Consider the following 17,467-nt stretch of genomic DNA (forward strand, 5'->3'; position numbering starts at 1 on the left):
ATTAGAATGTGAAAATCAAGATAATCCCATATCTTGTTTGAACGGTTTCATGTAAGAGCGACTGACTTGAAATTTTAATTGATTAGTCATAGTGAGTAGGTACGTGTAATTAAACCAATGCTCAATCGTTAGAATATGTGCTTTGTTAATAAGGGTTGCACGATGTATACGCATAAATTGTTGGTTAGAAATACGTTTTTCATATTGACTAAGTGGTTCGTTTGTTTCAAAATCTTCCGTTTTAGTGTGTATCGTGGTTATACCATTATTTACGGAAATTGCAATAATATCTTCAAGATTAATAATGTGAATACGTTCGTTAACTTCAATTGGTAATACAGCTTGAGGGAATTCAATACTGTCAGTATGTGTCTGTGCATTATGCGATAAATCAACATTATTACTTTTAACAGAGTATGTTTCTAGAGCAATTTCTACTTTATGAATGGCTTGTGTAATACGCTGTAATTCAAATGGCTTTAATATATAGTCAATGGCATTTAATTCAAAAGCTTTAACTGCAAATGTATCGTGTGCTGTTGCAAAAATAATATAAGGTGAATGCTTCATTTTTTTAATTTTTTTAGCGAGATCTAATCCACTTTCATCCATCAAATTTATATCTAAAAAGATCACATCGTAATCCTCATACAAAAGTAATTCTAAGGTTTCAGCTACATTTTCAGCTTCGTCTATAGCTTCGAATGTGCGTATTTTATTCAATAAATAGCGAAGTTCATTACGCGCTAAAGGTTCATCATCGACAATGATTGATTTCAATTGTTATCCTCCTCAGAAGTATAATATGGAATAGTATAACTCACATTTGTACCCAATTGGTTAGAATCAATTTTGAGTTTTGCAGTTAAACCAAATAGGCCATCTAATCTGCGGTTTAAATTTTCTAAGGCGCTGCCTGTACCAGAGTCTGAATACACACTTGTTTTACCAAGTATATTCAGTTTGTCTTTTGGTATACCCAATCCGTTATCAGAAACAGATATTTGTATGCCATTTTCATTTTTAATTACTTTAACGAGTATTTTATTATCATGCTTACGATTTTTAAAAGCATGCTTGATGGCATTTTCTACCAGTATTTGAATTGCAAATGGTGGTACGAGTGCATCATAGCAAGACGACTCTATTTCGAAATCAACATCAAAACGATTTGGATAGCGTGCTTGTTCTAATGATAGGTAAGAACTGACTTGTTGTAATTCTTTTTCTAAAGAGATTATATTATTACGGGCGCCTTGGAGGTTAGACCGGAAAAATTGGCTTAATTGTAAAAGTAATTCTCGTGCTTTTTCGCTATCGATTCTGACTAAAGCAGAAATTGTATTAATCGCATTAAAAAAGAAATGAGGATTAACTTGTGCTTGCAAGGACTTTATTTCTGCATCACGAATTAAGGCACTTTGTGTTTCGGCTTTACCGAGTTCGAGTTGACTTGAAAATATATCAGCAAGTCCAGTAGCAAGTTGTTTATCTGAAAAAGTGACATCATTTTTGTCAGTGAAATACAATTTTAAAGTTCCAGCAACTTCATTTTTTACATGTAAAGGAACGACGATGGCAGCTTGTAATGGACACCCTGGATGATTACAACCAATTTCTTCGCTTGAATAGGCTTCTTTAAGCGTACCACTTTGAATCGCTTTTTTTGATAAGTTAGTAATGATTTGTTTTTGAGCAACATGATGATTACTTGCTACACCTACATGAGTTAGTATATCTTTACGATTTGTAATAGCGACAGCTGAAACTTGCATAAGGTTTAGAATAATTTCAGCAGCTTGTTTAGCTGATTGTTCATTTAAACCAGACCGGAAGTAGGGAAGTGTTTGATTTGCTAATTGTAAAACATCATGTGTTTGAATCGCTCGTGTTTCTTCTTCTTTTTTAATGGTTGATAAGATAATAGATAAAAAGATTGCAGTACCAATTGAGTTAATTGAAATCATTGGAAGTGCAATTAATTTTACTAAATTCCAAGCATGCTCAGTGTTGTTTGAAAATATGAGTATACAAAGCATTTGGATGACTTCGGTAGTAGCTCCAATGAGTGCACCTTTGAAAATCGTAGGATAGCGACGTTCACACATAGCTTTATGGCCAAAGTATCCAGATACGAGTGCAATAATAATAGAAGAAATTAAATAGATATAAGCATCGGCACCGCCGATATATACACGATAGAGTCCAGAAATAATAGCTACGGCTAATGCTACAATCGGTCCGCCAATTAAACCAGAAACTCCAATTGTTAACACACGTGTATTTGCTAATGAAGCATCAGGGTTTAAATGATTGTATACGGATCCATTAATCACTTGATCACCTTGAATTTGAATACCAGTGAAATTTGAAAGCATAGAAAAGCAGCCAAAAATGATGATGAGTTGCCATTGCGCATAGCGTTTATCCCTTTCATTCATCATTGTTTTGAAATGGTTGATATTCATGAGGATATAGGCGATTAAAATAATCAGTCCTACCCGCTCAAGTAATAAAATAAATAAATTTAACATGATAGACACCTTTTTAAATAGATTGTTTATATTATTATACAGCAGACTTCTTTTTTTAAATAGTTCATTAATGATAATCATCAATGACGATAATATTGTTTTAATGATGGCAGTTATTCTTTATAGAAGCAATTAAGTGAATACTATTTGAAAAAAAGAACAAAGTAATATAGCATAAATTACAAATTATATTTAAAATTACAATGAATCGATTGGCTATAAAAGTATCATGTATTATAATTTGGATAACGCTTACATCAAGGGGGTCGTTGAGTGACAAAAGCATTGTGGCAATCATACGAAGATAGAGCAACTTTATTAAATCGTTTAGTAAAGCACCAAACAGTTACCAATACAGAAGGTGAATTAACATTTCCTAGTTTTATAAAGCAACTATTATTACAACTTACATATTTTCAAATGAATAAGTCTCATATACAAATGGTTCAAACGGAAGATGATAAAGAAGCGGTAGTCGCATTTTATAAGGCACATACTTCAACTAAAACGATTACTTTAATCAGTCACTATGACACGGTAAGTGTGGATGATTATGGCTATTTTTCTGCTGAAGCATTTGATTCGGATGCATTAACAGCTTTATTCAAACAAAATGATAGTTATTTAAATGAACAAGCAATTAAAGATTTGAACGATGACACGTATTTATTTGGCCGAGGAACAATGGATATGAAAGCAGGATTAATGTTACATCTATCCTTAATTGAACGTGCTAGCCTCGAGGCATGGGATGTTAACTTAATATTAGTTACAGTGCCTGATGAAGAGGTCAATTCTTCGGGAATGAGAAAAGCTATAGAAACAATTGCTGAATTAAAAGAGCGTTATCAATTGGACTTTCAGTTACATTTAAATAGTGAACCGACATTTCAACAAGCAGGTTCAGATGAAAAGCATTATACCTATTCAGGTTCTATAGGGAAAATCATGCCTGGTGTATTATGTTATGGAAAAGAAACACATGTAGGTAATCCACTTGAAGGGCTAAGTTCCAACTTTATGATGAGTTATATTACTCAAGCTATCGAATATAATATTGCGTTTAAAGAGCATTTTGAAGATGAAGCGACGCCTGTACCTGTTTCACTAGTAACGCGAGACAAAAAATCGACATATGATGTACAAACGCCTTTTCGAACAATAGGGCTCTTTAATATGTTTTTATTTAAAAAAACACCAGATGAATTATTTAGACAATTTATTGATAATGTGATTCGGGCTATAGAACGTTGCGAAAGTGACTGGTTAACAATTTTAGAAGAAGAGGACATACAATTCGACACAAAAATTAATGTCCTAACATATAATCAATTAAAACAATATGCGATTAAACAGCATGGTGAAAAATATGTGAATCAACAAATTGACAAAGCGATACAACACACGCAAGCATTACATATGCAAAGTGTTAATGTAGTTGATGCTTTAATGCAATTATGTAGAAATATTGCACCAGCCGTTGTAACATTTTTTGCTACACCGTATTATCCTGCTGTAAACGCTTCTTATGACGCACGAGTTGAGGATACTATCGCAATTGTGCATCATACTTTACGAAACCAATTTAATCATGAGAGCCAACGTATCCATTATTTTAATGGAATCAGTGACTCAAGTTATTTGAAATTTGATGGTAACATAGAACAAATGGCAACCTATAGTCAAAATGCACCAAATTTTAACCAAACCTACACAATACCTTTTGAGTCAATGCAGAAGGTAAGCGCACCCACATTATTATGTGGTCCAATTGGTAAAGATGCACATAAAGTGAGTGAACGTTTGCATAAACAAAGTGCTTTTGAAGAATTACCTATAGTTTTAGAGCAGATTATAAAAAGTTTTATAGATGAAACTTAGTTAAATCGTAAACAGCTATTACTAATATATTACAGTTTGTGAAAATATATATTATTGTGCATGGATTTTAATCTAAAGGGTATTACGATATATTAGTTAATGTAAAATACATGGCAATGTCCACAACAAAGAAAATGGAGTGGTTGCAATATGTTAAAGGCGTATAAGGAATTTTGGAAAAGATACATAGATTTTCAAGGTAAATCTGATCGATTAGAATTTTGGACACCAGTATTAATTCATATTATTGGTCTGTTCATTATCGCAGTGATTGGTATTTTTAGTTTTATAGCAGGGTCATTTATTATAGGAGTGATCTTGTCTGCTTTGGTAGGAATGTTTGTTATAGCTATACTAGTACCTATGTTTGCTGTGACTTTACGTCGTTTTTATGATGCCGGTAGAAAAAGAATATCTGCCGTTATATTAATTGTTACATCCATACTAGTAGATATTGGTTTTGATATCAGTCAAATTAATGGTATTGCGATTACATTAAATATAATTTCAGTGATTTGTACCCTGATACTCATCGTAATAACATTATTACCTTCACGGCATGTGGATGATGAACAATTAAAATGGTTATAAATATTGTTACATACATTAATAATGTAATCTTTCAAAGGTGAGTATTTAAATAAGGGCCGCTACTAAATGTTAGTAAATGTGGAAGTATTCGTTTATAGGAATGAATGCTTCCATTTTCATATTTAAGGAGGGGAAAATTAATATGAATATATTAGTTGCAGGATTCGATCCATTTGGTGATGAACAAATTAATCCAGCTATGGAAATTTTAAAATTATTGCCGAAAAAAATTAACGGGAGTGTTATAGATAAACTAGAGATACCTACTGTATTTCATAAAAGTAAAACAGTCATTGAAGGGAAATTGCAGCAAAAAGTATATGATATTGTATTAGTAGTTGGTCAAGCAGGTGGTAGATTTGAAATTACACCTGAGCGCATAGCTATGAATATTGACGATGCACGTATACCAGATAATGAAGGAAATCAACCAATTGATGAAGTGATACAAATTACCGGAGCACAAGCATATTTTTCAAATTTACCAGTAAAAAGTATGACAGCAGCGATTAAAGCACAAGGTATACCTGCACGTTTATCAAATACAGCTGGGACTTTTGTATGTAATCACATTTTATATCAACTAGGCTTCTTACAAGATACCCAATATCCTAAGATGAAATTTGGTTTTATCCATGTGCCATTTATCCCTGAACAGGTTGTGAACAAAGTGAATCAACCGTCCATGTCATTAGAAATGATGGAAAGAGGATTACAAGCAGCAATAGCAACGATAGTAGATACGAATGAAGATATAAAGAAGCCTTTAGGTGAAATTCAATAATATTTTAGCTTTGGACCTGAGTCACTAAACAAGTGAAATCTATAACAAAAACAAAACGCACGTCGTATGAAATCACGGCGTGCGTTTCTTAATAATCATGATCTATACGTACATAATTCATACGCACTTCATTATATAATTTCCCGAAGTAAACAGGTTCCTTTTGGTTTGTTTGTTTAAATCCAACTTGTTCATAGAATTGGATTGCATTTTCATTTTCTTCTACAACCCAAAGTGTAACATTGTCTGGATAGGATAATTCAAGTGCACGCTGTGTTAACGCAAAACCAATCATATGGTGTTGATATTCTTCTAATAGATATAAAGCATAAATTTCACTCCAATTATCAGATGCAGTATAGTTATGCGTCTTACCATAAGAAATAAATCCAACAACTTCATTGTCTACGACAGCGACTAGGGTAGGCACATCATGTAAGGAGGATTTTTTTATAAACTGTTCTTTATCAAGATTTTCTAAGTAATCATTAACAGAAATATGATTATAAGTCTCTAACCAACTTTCATAATGGACAATGGCTTTACTATGTTTATCTTTTTCTGTCAGCTCTCTAATTGTGAATTCCATAAACAGCCCCCTTACATACTAAATTGATTTTATTATAGCATCAATAATTTTGGAAAAACAATTTTTAAAATAATTATAAGTAATTTATTGATTGAAAGCATATGCCGAATGAAACTATGATTTATATAAGGCACATCAAAAATTCACTCCAATACAAACTTTATCAAATATAAACGCAATGCAATAGAATGCATGTTTGAAATAATAAAATAGATGAAATTTCAGGTATATAAAAATCGTTGTACCAATGCTAAAAAATACTAAGCATGGAACAACGATTTCTGTTTATTCTGTTGTAACTATAATTTCATTGTAATTAATATTTTCTCTTATTTGAGCAGCGATAGATGCATCAATTTGTTTGTTACGAATAAGTTCATCTAAATGCTTTCTTTGTAAATAAAGCCCTTCTAATTTAAGGTCAACTGTAGTTGAATCAGATGTTGGGAAGCGTTTGTTCTGATTCTTTCTAATTGATCGAAGGCGATTATAATATTGATTAAGGACGATACTTACTTCTAAAACATTGTCGTTTGTTTGTTCGGCTTTTATACGCAATGTAACATTATGATGTACAATACGCATTACCTTTTTCACTTCTTGGAAGTTTGATTTATATTGTTCAAATTTAGTTATATTTGAACGGCGTTTCGCTCTTAGGCGCAAGACTAACATTTTAATGACAATATTAAATTTATGAAGTGTGGTTGATTCTTGGTATTGTCTAGATGCTTCTAATGCAGAACGATAATTTAAAATCGTTTGTCTATCTATTTTATTTTGAGCGATTAATTTTTCTAAAGTCTCAGTTTCTATTTCATTAGCTAAATCCTCTAAGCGTTTTACTTCTTTAGAATTTTCATTTTCAGGTGTCATCTGTAGTAAGAAGAACATTTCATCAAAGTATTCTGATATCACAGCATTATAATCTGTTGTTTGTTCCTTTTTAGATAAAGATTTAAAATGAGAAATGACATTTTCGATGATATATATTTTGGCTACAGGGTAACTCATTGTGGATGTAGTTATTTTACGTTCTGATGGTGTAATTAACGGCAAGATAATCTGTGCAGATACCAAGCTAATAAGCACCATCAGGGAAGCAATAAATAATAAATCATTTTTAAATTCAAATGGCTGATTTTGCGACAATAATGTTGGTAAGGTTAAGGCCATAGAAAGTGAAATTGTACCGTGAATACCACACATGGTCATGATAAACGCATAGTGTGCACGCTTAGGCGGCACTTCTTGTTCATCGTTAAGATAAGATTGGATATTATTTGGATAATAAAATTGTTTAAATAGAATGAATATCCATATAAAACGAAAAACATATATGGCTAATGCAATTAAAAGTGTAGTAATAATTAAAAATTTAATATTTTGTGGTTCTTCTTTGATGATTTCAGCTACAACTTTAGGAACGATAAAACCTAATACCACAAATACAAAGCCGTTAAGTGCATAGCTCAAAGTACTCCATATCTGGTTATAGTTCATTTGAAGTTCAGTCTGCGCTCGAATCAAACGATCACGTTCAAAGCCATGCATGAGTCCAGCTACAACCACTGCGATAATCCCTGATGCGTGAAAAACTTCTGCGATAAGATATACAACGAAAGGTGTTAATAGTTGTATGAATATCATTGTATTACTATCTTTGAGACCTTTATGCATAGATAAATAAATACGTAATCGAACTATTACAAAACCAAAAATAGCCCCGATAAGTATACCGATAATCGTTGAAATGATAAATTGTTCAATAGCTTGAAAAGCCGAAAAAGTGCCAGTTACTAACGCTGTAACTGCGATTTTGAAAGAAATAATACCAGCTGCATCATTTAGTAATGATTCACCTTCAAGAATATTCATCGAACCTTTAGGTAATATTTTACCTTTTGTAATGGCTTGAACGGCTACTGCATCAGTTGGACATAGGATTGCTGCAATTGCAAAAGCAGCAGGCATAGGTAATTCAGGCCAAAACCAATGAATAAAGTAACCTACGCCTATAACAGTCGTAAATACTAAAGCCATTGCCATCAGAATAATAGGTTTGCGATATTCTAATAACTTTGTGCGTGATACATGGGTACCTTCAACAAATAGTAATGGTGCAATGACAGCCATCATAAACACTTCTGAATCAAATTCAAAATGGATAGGTATGGGAAGAATGTATACACAGACGCCAAGTGCAATTTGTATAAAAGCCATGGGTATTTTAGGGAATTTATTATGTATGATTGAGCTGATAATGACAGCGATGATGAAAATTAAAAATGCTTCTAATAATAACATAAATACTCCTCTATATAATTTTGTTTGTTCTATTTTACCATTATATAAAACGCATAAACAGTAGTTTTTCTTATAAGGCAAATAAAAATAAAAAGATTTTAATAGTGCTTAATATAATATATAAGCGCATTATTTCTTAAGTAATAAGTAATTATGTGATAATGACATTGTTATAAAAAAAGAGGAATGTGATAAATAATGGAAATAGGCGTGATTTCAGATTTACATGTTGATAGACATAAAACTTTGACACCTGAAGATTATCAGAACGTTTTAAGCAATGTATTATATCAACGTCATATAGATTTATTATTGATTGCTGGAGACATTTCGAATAATTACAAGTTGACTAATCAATTTGTAAAGTACATTGAGTATGAAATGCAAATTAAAGTACTATTTATTCCAGGAAATCATGATTTTTGGGCAACGGAAACCGATGTGACCTCTGCAGAAATTTTAGATTTTTATCTACAAATGGATGCGTGTCTCATAGGAAAACCTTATGTAATCAATGATGAATGGGCCATTGTTGGTAATACAGGGTGGTATGATTACACCTATGCTAATCCGAAATTTTCGCTTGAACGAGTGGCACGCAGAAAGTATTATGGCGCTACTTGGCAAGACAAGGTGAAGATTGATTGGCCCATGGAAGACCGAAAGTTATCAAATATAGCGGCAAGACAAGCGACTAAAGATATTGAACGAGTTAAAGACAAGAAAATAATTCTTATGACTCATATTGTGACGCACCCTAGATTTGCTGTACCCACACCACACAGAATATTTGATTACTTTAATGCATTTATTGGAACATCTGATTTTGATCAGATATATCAGCAGTATGATATCCGTTATAGTATTATGGGCCATGTTCATTTTAGGAATACATTTGTAGAAAACGGCACAACATATATATGTCCTTGTCTAGGTTACCAACGGGAATGGCGTACTTCTAATATTGAGCAAGAAATCAATCATGCATTGTATAGTTTCTCATTATAAGTAAGCGCGTTAATACAACTTATAATCAACAAGGAAGTTATAAGGATAAATCCTTGTTGATATATTGGTAAATCGATTTTCCATAGCTAACACAGTAGGGGGTCTATAATTTTTAGCGGCACCGAAATATAGATTGTAAATTTATTTGAAAACTAAAGGGTAGTGTTTTAATTTTTGTGTTTCATTAAAAAACGTGTGATGAGATTGGCAACGTGTTATTTAAAGAGCCGAATTAAGTATTATGACTGAATATGAAAACTCATTTGGCCCGGCGCATTGTAGCTTGCTTCTAACTTAGATTTTCTAATTTTAATAACTTGGTATTTATTCGGTATGAATGCTGGTAAAATAATTGATTTTCCAATATGTGACCATAAAGGATCAATATAATAATAGTAGTTCGCGTCGTAACCAATTAAAACAGTTACATGGATATTCGATACAAGTTTAGTGGGTTGTTCATCTAATTTAAATATACGCTTATAAGGGCGTTGACCTAAAACAGTATGATAGATAACAATGGGTTGACCATGATCAATAACCTGACATAATTCTGATAAAGATTGTCCTGTACTATCTACGATATGTTTATTATATTGTTTGAGATGAGGAACTAAAGCTGTAGGGAATATTGTTTGATGATGCCCCCACTTAACCCAGAGATGATGTCCAACGTACCCTTTATATGGATTGTTTTTATGTTTAGGCCAATGTTTCATAATTTCAGTGGCTGGAACTGCATGTTGGTTAAATTGTAGAATCATGGCAGCAGATACGCCTTCGCATCCCATAACCATAGGTATTGGGAAAAGTTGACTAATCGGTTTTACTGGTAAAATTAATTGACTCATGGTGTCGTCACCCCTAGTTCATTTTATGAAATATGTTGTGTTTTATTATTTTTATTGGTTATATTATATATTTATTTAGTGAATATACATATTAAAATGCTTAAAAGAAATCGACAGATTGTAATAGTTAAGTTGAGTACTTACCCTAATAAAAAAGTAAGAGGATAGAGACTATAGCGTAGTCTCTATCCTCTTACTTTTGGAACCTACTCTATTTTATTTTAACGTACCAAATTATTTTTATTCATGACTTTTAATGATATTTCCAATAAGATAATTAATATGGTTGTGATAATTAAAATGACTAAGTAAGGTGTAGTGTTAAATTCACCTTTTATCCCTATAAGTGGGGACATAATACCACCTAGTATGAATTGGAAAAGACCAAGTAAACTTGAAGCGTTGCCACTACCACCAGTCCGCGACTCCATTGCTAAAGCAAAGCTTAAAGGTCCGATACCTGTTACAGGACAGACATTTAAAAAGAACGCAATGACTAATACCCAAATAGGTAAATGTAATGTCAGAGTAAAGATAATGAGTATTACACCCGAAATTTGTATAAGTGTAAGGCAAATGAGTAAAACATAGCGGTTTACATATTCCACTAATTTAGCAGTTAATTGACTCATAATAATTAACCCAATACCATTAACCGCAAACAGTACACTAAATTGTTGAGCAGACATGTCATAAATTTTCTGTGTGATGAACGGTGCAGCTGAAGAAAAGCTAAATAACATTACATATGTTAGACCTTGTAATAACATAGGTATAATAAATGTTGGTTTCTTTAATAAATAACCAAAATCTTTAAAAATCGCACCAAAGTTTAATTTTGAAAGATCTCGTGTATGAGTTTCTTCCATTTTCCATAATGCAAACAAAAATATAACTAAACTAACGATAGTTAGTATTAGGAAAATGGCTTTCCAATTTGCAATACTCAGTGCATAGCCACCAAGTAGCGGGGCAATAATAGTAATAATCCCATTTACTACTAGTAGTGAGGCTAGGCCTTTAGCTAAAGATTTGCCATTATGCTTGTCACCAATAGACGCCTTAGCAATTACAATTGCACCACCGCCTGTTAATCCTTGAATCAAACGTAATATCAATAAAAGTGACATAGAAGAAGTGAATATTGCTGTAAATGAAGTGAGCACATATATAGCAATAATAATCAATGCAATTTTTTTACGTCCAAATGCATCTGATAGTGGCCCAAAGATAAATTGTCCAATTGCCAGACCAATCAGAGCGAATGATAGTGATAGTTGCGCTTGTGATGCAGTTGTACTAAAATCACTCTGTACACTTGGTAATGATGGAACGTACATATCTATTGTTAAAGGACCAAAAGTAGTCATAATACCTAAGACGATGATGACCATCAAAGGCAATTGACGTGTGGAAGTTTTGTCCATATTATGTTCTCCTTTTTTCATGTTTCTAATGTTTTATTATAACCATGTTTAGTTACTTTGTAACTAAGTAATTATTACATATGATTTATGAAATGCAATCATCGTTTATGTTCGGTTCATTTGTTTCTTTTTAGTTGAATCATACATTTCATACTATATTATGATACAGTATGAAGCGTAATCTAAGTATCATGTAAATAATTAATGATAAATTAATTTTTACATATAGAGTGAAGGCATATTTTTAATATTTAACATAGTGCAAAGGGGTAAATGTATGAAGTTAAGTATAAGTAAAACCCATTATGAGATTATAAAATTTGTGATTGTAGGGGGCATTAATACACTCGATTACTATATTATTTATTTATTCTTATTAAAAATACTTGGGTTGAATTATTTGGTTAGTCATATTAGTGGGTTTATTGTTAGTTTTATTATTTCATATTATTTAAACTGCTACTTTGTATATAAAGTAACACCAACTTGGCGGAAATTCATTCAATTTCCTTTAACACAAGTGATCAATATGGGCACTCAAACAGTGTTATTATATATCTTTGTACAGTGGTTCCACGTTTCATCAGTCGTCGCACCATTTGTAGGCTTAATCATTACAATTCCTATCACATTTGTGTTATCTAAATACATACTTAAAGATTAATATAAGAAGGGTCAAATCTTAAATTTGAAGAGGCGCCCTTCTTAATTTTTGTGCAATTTAATAATCATTTTTAGGAAAGGCTAAAAAATAATTAGAACAATTATATTAAATAATTTTTTAATAAAAAATTATTGTAAATGTGCTTGCAATAGGTCATAATATATATCCAATATCTATTAAGGTGGTCGCAGGTCATGTCACAAACTGAAAATTTAAAAATTGCTCAAAAAGGCGCATATCTAAGTCTATTCGTCTATATCATACTCTCTATAGCTAAGTTTACTGTAGGTTATTTATATAATTCAGCGGCTGTACGAGCGGATAGTTTAAATAATATGACTGATATTATCGTTTCATTGGCGGTGATTATTGGTTTGAAAATCTCAATTAAGCCAGCAGATAAAAATCATCCATATGGCCACTTAAAGTCTGAAAATATTTCAACATTATTAGTTTCATTCATCATCATGTTTGTTGGTATTCAAGTCGTAATAGAGAATTTTCCTAGAATATTTACAAATGAACATCATACACCTAACATTATTACAATTTATGTTAGTGTTATCAGTGGAATCATTATGATTGGTGTATTTTTCATTAATCAACGATTAGCCAAGCGTACAAATAGCAGCTCGTTAAATTCAGCAGCAAAAGATAATTTATCAGATGCACTGGTAAGTATTGGTACTGCAATCGGTTTGGTTTTTACTCAATTTGGATTACCAATCATTGATACGATTTTAGCGACCATTTTAGGGTTATTAATTTTATATACAGGGTTTGGAATTTTTAAAGAATCTATCTTTACGTTAAGTGATGGGTTTAATGAACAAGAGTTAGAAGAGTATAGAAACTATGTATTAGATATCGAAGATGTCATAGACGTTCAAAATATTAAAGGGCGCTATCACGGTAGTAGCGTATTTGTTGACGTGACAATTGTTGTTGAATCAGATCTTTCGTTAGAAGATGCGCACCATATATGTGATGCTGTTGAACAACACATGCATGAGAAGGGGATTTCTTCAGTTTATGTACACCCTGAGCCAGCGTCTATTCAATGATAGTGAATTAACGCACATATTTAAGAAACCTATAAAAGCTGGGCATGTAAATGCCTGGCTTTTATTATTTTAGTAACTAACTATAAGTGATAGTAGTAATAATTTAGGGAATATACAAAAAAACTGCCACAAAGTCAGTAACTTTGTAGGCAGTCTATTGTAAAGCGATTTCACTGTTTTCTTAGCATAATTTATGTTTAGTAGAAAGCTACTAAACATTGATTTTACCACCAGCCATTAGCTACATGGAAATCTACTGCTGCATCGATTGAGCCATAACGTTCTTCAGCATAATTAATCATACCTTTAGTTTGTTCTTCTACTGAACCTGTTCCCCATGCTTCTTTAGTTTGTCCTAGACCTTTATATCCTAATTCGTTTACAGCGTCAGGGTTACCACTTGATTCAGGCATTACAACATTATCCCAAAGTGATTTAGTGCCACCAGCTTCAATAAATTGGCTGTAAACCTCACTTGTTGATTGTGTAGCTTCTTGTGTTTCAGCGGCATCTGCTGTTTGTATATTAGAGCTTACTCCGAAACCAGTTGCTGCAATAGTGATTGATGCGAAAGATGCTAATAATAATTTTTTCATTAAATAAATCCTCCTAATAGATTTACCTGATACATAATCGTGGATAGTCAGGTTTAATTTTTCTAGTCACATGCAATGTGATGTGTACTAAGCGTCATGAGTGCTGTATGTTTTTTCTTAATTCAACGTTTACAACTATAACATCAAAAATTAGTACATAGGTTACAGAAAAATAAAAAAAAGACTTCATTTATGAACAAAAGAATACAATTATTTCAAAGTTCAGTGTAAATTGTTATAATTTTAATGTGTACATTCTAGAGAAAAAGAGAGAAATGACTTAGCAAAGGGCTTTGTAGTAACGAAGCGAAGCCATTGTACTGTAACGAGTTTGTAAAAGTTGTGACAAACTTAATGAAATGAAAGGAAGATAGTGTATGCCAAAATTAATTTTATGTCGTCACGGTCAAAGTGAATGGAATGCAAAAAATTTATTTACTGGATGGGCAGATGTTGATTTATCAGATCAAGGTAGAGCAGAAGCGAAAACATCTGGTAAAAAGTTAAAAGAACAAGGCATAGAGATTGATATTGTTTTTACTTCATTATTAGCTAGGGCAATTAAAACGACGTATCATTTGTTATCAGAATCTGATCAGTTATTTATACCGATTGTAAAATCATGGCGATTAAATGAACGTCATTATGGTGGTTTGCAAGGATTAAATAAAGATGATGCGCGTGATAAATTTGGTGAAGAACAGGTTCATATTTGGAGACGGTCCTATGATGTAGCACCTCCTAAACAAAGTGAATCTCAAAGGAATGATTACTTAAAAGATAAAAAATATGAGCATCTCGATAGAAGAGTTATGCCAGAATCAGAAAGTTTGAAAGATACCTTAATTAGAGTAATCCCATATTGGAACGATCAAATATCACAACAATTATTAGATGGTAAAACAGTCTTAGTATCTGCACATGGCAACTCTTTACGTGCACTTATTAAATATTTAGAACATATATCTGATGAAGATATCATTGGTTATGAAATAAAAACTGGGGCGCCATTAATTTTTGAACTTACTGATGACTTACAAGTCATAGATAAATATTACTTATAAAAGTATTCAATTTTAGAATGACTGAGAAGATACAAATATCATTATAGTTTCTTATTAAGGTAAGAGACATATGTTATTTATTAAAATTGATATATAAAAGTTGTATAAAAAAGAATCTAATAGGGTGCCTAATCATTAGGTACCCTATTAGATTCTTAAATGGTTAGTATAAGATTCTAGAAATGGTTCATTTGGTTCATTAAAATATAAAAATAGTTGAGTATAAAAAGATTAATCATATTTTCAGCAAAAGCGAATATGTAATCAAAATTGTAAAAGTGGTAATTTAATTATGACTTATTACGTTTATGTTGCTGAATAATTTTGCGCGCAAGCTTACGTGTTTTGATATTAGGGCTGTTTAAATTACGGCGAGCAGTTTGTAAATCTAGTTTCATGGAAATGACCTCCTTTAGTAACTAACACAATTATGAAGGAAAAACAGCGTTTTGTAAATAGTAATAATTACGATTTATAACAAATGTGTCTGAACTTAATTAGAACAATAAAGTTTTTTACAATATGCCAAACTTTTTTAATGATATGTTAATAAAATATATGTATAATTCATTATTACAGCTAATTTTAAGTTTTATATATTATTGTAGAAAAGGAGAAAGGTATGAAGCACAAAACAAAATTAATAATGATATTTGTAATGCTGCTTGGTGGATTCTTTGGACTATTAAATGAAACCTTATTAACGACAGCATTACCTAGTATAATGAAAGAATTTAATATAGATTATACAAAAGTACAATGGCTTACAACGGCATTCTTATTAACTAATGGGGTAGTTGTCCCATTATCAGCAATGATTATACAAAGATTTACAACAAGGCAGGTCTTTTTAACTGGAATATTAATCTTCCTGATCGGTACGCTTATTGCTGGGTTCAGTCCGAACTTTACAATATTATTAATAGCAAGAATTGTTCAGGCGTTAGGTTCAGGAATTATGATGCCATTAATGATGACTACGGTCTTAGATGTATTTGAACCACATGAACGAGGTAAATACATGGGGATGTTTGGGCTAGTTATTGCTTTAGCACCAGCGATTGGTCCGACACTTTCTGGTTATCTAGTTGAGTATTTCGAGTGGCGCTCACTTTTCCATGTGGTTACGCCAGTTGCTGCTGTTACATTCCTCGCAGCACTTAAATTTGTGAAAAATGTTGGTTTGAAAAAGAAAGCACCTATTGATGTACTTTCAATCATTATGTCGGTACTAGGCTTTGGTAGTGTACTATATGGTACAAGTACAATTTCTCGTGAGGGATGGAATGATCCAATCGTACTAACAACTGTCATCGGTGGAATCATTTTAATCGCATTGTTTATATTTAGACAAACACGATTGGAAAATCCATTACTCGACTTTTCACTATTTAAAATCAATCAATTTACTATAGGGATTATAATCATGTCATTTACGATGATATCAATGATTGGTTCTGAAACAATATTACCTATGTTTGTGCAAAATATTATGAAAGATTCTGCATTACAATCAGGTCTTATATTATTGCCTGGCGCTATAGTCATGGGAGTGATGTCAGTATTATCTGGATTATTATTTGACAAGTATGGTGCTAGAATTTTAGCTATTATAGGTATGATTATTGTAGTTATAACGACTTCTTATTTTGTCGTTATGGATGAGCATACATCTGCTACTATGCTAGCAACTATTTATGGTATCCGTATGGTGGGTATTGCTTTAGGATTAATGCCATTAATGACGCATACAATGAACTTCTTATCATATGAAATGAATGCGCATGGTTCAGCTATGACTAATACATTACAACAAATTTCAGCATCTATTGGTACAGCAGCACTTTTCACAACAATGAGTCAATCATCAAAAAACTTCACACCAGACATGAGTGACTATAAAGGAATGGGTAAACAAGAAATAGCAGCTCAAGTGCAACATGATGCATTGCTAAATGGCTATCATAGCGCCTTCTGGTTTGCTGTAATTATTTCTTTCCTTAGTTTAATTTGTGTATTCCTGTTGAAAAGTAAGAAGAAAATGAATTTAGAACAAGAATAAGTATATAATAGCTGATAGATATGTGGGCGAGGGGACAACTCAAAC

General features: G+C 32.1%; 16 protein-coding genes. 8 read left to right on the forward strand and 8 right to left on the reverse strand.

All coding sequences use genetic code 11. The features are described from left to right. Window positions 1-15 precede the first annotated feature (15 nt). On the reverse strand, window positions 16-780 hold the full coding sequence (locus PYW31_RS02350; protein WP_046835836.1) for a response regulator transcription factor LytR: 765 nt from the start codon (window positions 778-780) through the stop codon (window positions 16-18). Continuing rightward, entirely contained in the window at window positions 777-2,534 is a 1,758-nt protein-coding gene (locus PYW31_RS02355) for a sensor histidine kinase (protein ID WP_046835835.1), read from the reverse strand. The genes PYW31_RS02350 and PYW31_RS02355 overlap by 4 nt, the downstream gene beginning before the upstream one ends. A gap of 273 nt (window positions 2,535-2,807) precedes the next feature. Between PYW31_RS02355 and PYW31_RS02360 the strand changes: the two genes are divergently transcribed. The 3 genes from PYW31_RS02360 (at window position 2,808) to pcp (ending at window position 5,790) form a co-directional block, all read left to right on the forward strand. Then, a complete protein-coding gene (locus PYW31_RS02360) occupies window positions 2,808-4,415 on the forward strand; it encodes a M20/M25/M40 family metallo-hydrolase (protein WP_046835834.1) in 1,608 nt (535 codons plus the stop codon). Between the two features lie 150 nt (window positions 4,416-4,565). After that, window positions 4,566-5,006 (forward strand): DUF805 domain-containing protein, encoded by a 441-nt coding sequence (locus PYW31_RS02365; RefSeq protein WP_046835833.1) that lies wholly within the window; start codon window positions 4,566-4,568, stop codon window positions 5,004-5,006. Between the two features lie 142 nt (window positions 5,007-5,148). Then, entirely contained in the window at window positions 5,149-5,790 is a 642-nt protein-coding gene (gene pcp, locus PYW31_RS02370; RefSeq protein ID WP_046835832.1) for a pyroglutamyl-peptidase I, read from the forward strand. An 88-nt stretch (window positions 5,791-5,878) separates the two neighbouring features. Here the strand turns inward: pcp and PYW31_RS02375 are convergent, their stop codons facing one another. Both PYW31_RS02375 and PYW31_RS02380 read right to left on the reverse strand, forming a co-directional pair. After that, the gene (locus PYW31_RS02375; RefSeq protein WP_046835831.1) at window positions 5,879-6,379 is read right to left on the reverse strand and encodes a GNAT family N-acetyltransferase; all 501 of its coding nucleotides are present in this window, start codon (window positions 6,377-6,379) and stop codon (window positions 5,879-5,881) included. A 285-nt stretch (window positions 6,380-6,664) separates the two neighbouring features. Continuing rightward, window positions 6,665-8,686 (reverse strand): cation:proton antiporter, encoded by a 2,022-nt coding sequence (locus tag PYW31_RS02380; protein ID WP_046835830.1) that lies wholly within the window; start codon window positions 8,684-8,686, stop codon window positions 6,665-6,667. A 198-nt stretch (window positions 8,687-8,884) separates the two neighbouring features. On the opposite strand from PYW31_RS02380, the gene PYW31_RS02385 reads away from it, so the two are divergent. Further along, complete coding sequence (locus tag PYW31_RS02385; protein ID WP_046835829.1) at window positions 8,885-9,694, forward strand: metallophosphoesterase; 810 nt, start codon at window positions 8,885-8,887, stop codon at window positions 9,692-9,694. A 239-nt stretch (window positions 9,695-9,933) separates the two neighbouring features. Here the strand turns inward: PYW31_RS02385 and PYW31_RS02390 are convergent, their stop codons facing one another. Next, window positions 9,934-10,545, reverse strand: coding sequence for a C39 family peptidase (locus PYW31_RS02390; RefSeq protein WP_046835828.1), 612 nt, complete (start codon window positions 10,543-10,545; stop codon window positions 9,934-9,936). A gap of 221 nt (window positions 10,546-10,766) precedes the next feature. Then, the gene (locus PYW31_RS02395; protein WP_046835827.1) at window positions 10,767-11,972 is read right to left on the reverse strand and encodes a putative multidrug effflux MFS transporter TcaB; all 1,206 of its coding nucleotides are present in this window, start codon (window positions 11,970-11,972) and stop codon (window positions 10,767-10,769) included. A 277-nt stretch (window positions 11,973-12,249) separates the two neighbouring features. Here PYW31_RS02395 and PYW31_RS02400 point away from each other — a divergent pair, with 277 nt between their 5' ends. Further along, the gene (locus PYW31_RS02400) at window positions 12,250-12,636 is read left to right on the forward strand and encodes a GtrA family protein (RefSeq protein ID WP_046835826.1); all 387 of its coding nucleotides are present in this window, start codon (window positions 12,250-12,252) and stop codon (window positions 12,634-12,636) included. A 194-nt stretch (window positions 12,637-12,830) separates the two neighbouring features. Then, the gene (locus tag PYW31_RS02405; RefSeq protein ID WP_046835825.1) at window positions 12,831-13,700 is read left to right on the forward strand and encodes a cation diffusion facilitator family transporter; all 870 of its coding nucleotides are present in this window, start codon (window positions 12,831-12,833) and stop codon (window positions 13,698-13,700) included. Between the two features lie 224 nt (window positions 13,701-13,924). Here PYW31_RS02405 and PYW31_RS02410 read toward each other — a convergent pair whose 3' ends face one another. Beyond that, a complete protein-coding gene (locus PYW31_RS02410) occupies window positions 13,925-14,296 on the reverse strand; it encodes an aggregation-promoting factor C-terminal-like domain-containing protein (protein WP_046835824.1) in 372 nt (123 codons plus the stop codon). 377 nt (window positions 14,297-14,673) lie between these two features. Here PYW31_RS02410 and PYW31_RS02415 point away from each other — a divergent pair, with 377 nt between their 5' ends. Continuing rightward, on the forward strand, window positions 14,674-15,360 hold the full coding sequence (locus PYW31_RS02415) for a 2,3-diphosphoglycerate-dependent phosphoglycerate mutase (protein ID WP_046835823.1): 687 nt from the start codon (window positions 14,674-14,676) through the stop codon (window positions 15,358-15,360). Between the two features lie 290 nt (window positions 15,361-15,650). On the opposite strand, the gene PYW31_RS02420 is transcribed toward PYW31_RS02415, so the two are convergent. Further along, on the reverse strand, window positions 15,651-15,758 hold the full coding sequence (locus tag PYW31_RS02420) for a putative metal homeostasis protein (RefSeq protein ID WP_101118117.1): 108 nt from the start codon (window positions 15,756-15,758) through the stop codon (window positions 15,651-15,653). A gap of 224 nt (window positions 15,759-15,982) precedes the next feature. On the opposite strand from PYW31_RS02420, the gene PYW31_RS02425 reads away from it, so the two are divergent. After that, window positions 15,983-17,422: an MDR family MFS transporter gene (locus tag PYW31_RS02425; RefSeq protein ID WP_046835822.1), complete on the forward strand. Its 1,440-nt coding sequence runs from the start codon at window positions 15,983-15,985 to the stop codon at window positions 17,420-17,422. Window positions 17,423-17,467: the final 45 nt, after the last annotated feature.

The organism is Staphylococcus succinus (genome assembly GCF_029024945.1).
Classification (GTDB): Bacteria; Bacillota; Bacilli; order Staphylococcales; family Staphylococcaceae; genus Staphylococcus; species Staphylococcus succinus.

What these genes read in the sequence shown, in the direction of transcription:
- PYW31_RS02355 (WP_046835835.1), bottom strand. Translation starts at nt 2,534, where the DNA reads ATGTTAAATTTATTTATTTTATTACTTGAGCGGGTAGGACTGATTATT.
- PYW31_RS02365 (WP_046835833.1), top strand. Translation starts at nt 4,566, where the DNA reads ATGTTAAAGGCGTATAAGGAATTTTGGAAAAGATACATAGATTTTCAA.
- pcp (WP_046835832.1), top strand. Translation starts at nt 5,149, where the DNA reads ATGAATATATTAGTTGCAGGATTCGATCCATTTGGTGATGAACAAATT.
- PYW31_RS02375 (WP_046835831.1), bottom strand. Translation starts at nt 6,379, where the DNA reads ATGGAATTCACAATTAGAGAGCTGACAGAAAAAGATAAACATAGTAAA.
- PYW31_RS02380 (WP_046835830.1), bottom strand. Translation starts at nt 8,686, where the DNA reads ATGTTATTATTAGAAGCATTTTTAATTTTCATCATCGCTGTCATTATC.
- PYW31_RS02385 (WP_046835829.1), top strand. Translation starts at nt 8,885, where the DNA reads ATGGAAATAGGCGTGATTTCAGATTTACATGTTGATAGACATAAAACT.
- PYW31_RS02390 (WP_046835828.1), bottom strand. Translation starts at nt 10,545, where the DNA reads ATGAGTCAATTAATTTTACCAGTAAAACCGATTAGTCAACTTTTCCCA.
- PYW31_RS02395 (WP_046835827.1), bottom strand. Translation starts at nt 11,972, where the DNA reads ATGGACAAAACTTCCACACGTCAATTGCCTTTGATGGTCATCATCGTC.
- PYW31_RS02400 (WP_046835826.1), top strand. Translation starts at nt 12,250, where the DNA reads ATGAAGTTAAGTATAAGTAAAACCCATTATGAGATTATAAAATTTGTG.
- PYW31_RS02405 (WP_046835825.1), top strand. Translation starts at nt 12,831, where the DNA reads ATGTCACAAACTGAAAATTTAAAAATTGCTCAAAAAGGCGCATATCTA.
- PYW31_RS02410 (WP_046835824.1), bottom strand. Translation starts at nt 14,296, where the DNA reads ATGAAAAAATTATTATTAGCATCTTTCGCATCAATCACTATTGCAGCA.
- PYW31_RS02415 (WP_046835823.1), top strand. Translation starts at nt 14,674, where the DNA reads ATGCCAAAATTAATTTTATGTCGTCACGGTCAAAGTGAATGGAATGCA.
- PYW31_RS02420 (WP_101118117.1), bottom strand. Translation starts at nt 15,758, where the DNA reads ATGAAACTAGATTTACAAACTGCTCGCCGTAATTTAAACAGCCCTAAT.
- PYW31_RS02425 (WP_046835822.1), top strand. Translation starts at nt 15,983, where the DNA reads ATGAAGCACAAAACAAAATTAATAATGATATTTGTAATGCTGCTTGGT.